Here is a 1,042-nt window from a genome sequence, read left to right as displayed (position 1 = left end):
CCTTAAGTTTTCCAATGTCGGAACGGCTTATGGCAAGCAGGTGGATGCCTATCTGACCTTTAATAAGGTGACACTGCATTATTTGAAGACTCCCACAGCAGCTGCTGAGATGGATAATGCTCAGAAGAACGCCGTAGAATTTTTCTCCATTTCAGAACTGTGGGAAAAGAGCGCTTTTGAGATTGGCAATATCCCTTATGTCGATGCTGCTCATAACAACATCATGAACAAGGCTTTCTGGGTAGAGGCTGATGTGACGGCAGAACTGCATTATTCAGATGGTTCGGATACAGACCTGAAGCTGGTCATGAAGCCGACGGATATTGATGTGGTTGACCACCTCGGTCTGAAAGAGTCTTTCTATATTAATGACTACCAAAATGCTGTTGACAAGCGTTTGCTGAATACTGCCAATGCTCTGAATCAATCGGACAAGGGGAATCAGACAATTTGGGAAGCAACGACTTCGACTAGCGGTGCCTATAATGAAAATAACATCTCCGGTCTGGCTGTCCGCTCGACGGACAACAAGCTGAATTTTGGTTATTTATCAACAGAAGCCTGCTCAGCGGTCTTTGGTCTTTATATCGAAAAAATTGATCCCAGACCAACCTTAGAAGTTGACCCAGTTAAGGTTCCGGCTAAGGCAGGACAAGAAGTGACCTATAAGGGAACCTTTAAAATCCCAGTTCCTGGTAAGGACATCCTGGCGACACCGACGACGATTGAGATGACGGAAACTTTCGATGAGCGTCTGGACTATAAGGAGCTCAAGATTGAAGCGGGCGGCACTGCTCTGAAGGAAGGCACTGACTACACGATGGAGCAGAAAGGTCAGACTGTCACAGTCAAGCTGACGCCAGAATATATCAAGGCAAACGCTTCTCAGGATATTGTCATCACCTATCAGACAGCCACTAATCAAAAGGCAGCAGAAAAGGGTGCTGCAAGGATTGAAAATACAGTCACCCTGAAGGTGGACAATCTTTCAGCACCATCTAATACAGTTTCTACCAGCCTGCTTTATGAAAAGAGCTATGAG

The 1,042-nt window shown here is 45.7% G+C and carries 1 protein-coding gene; it reads left to right on the top strand.

All coding sequences use genetic code 11. The features are described 5' to 3' along the window. A partial coding sequence (locus STRDD11_RS08980) for an Sgo0707 family adhesin (protein ID WP_164828445.1) occupies positions 1 to 1,042 on the top strand: 1,042 nt, incomplete at both ends.

The organism is Streptococcus sp. DD11 (genome assembly GCF_001578865.1).
In the GTDB taxonomy this organism is placed as follows: Bacteria; Bacillota; Bacilli; order Lactobacillales; family Streptococcaceae; genus Streptococcus; species Streptococcus panodentis.
Note: the sequence above shows the minus strand (reverse complement) of the source record. Positions and strands in the feature narration are given on the sequence as shown.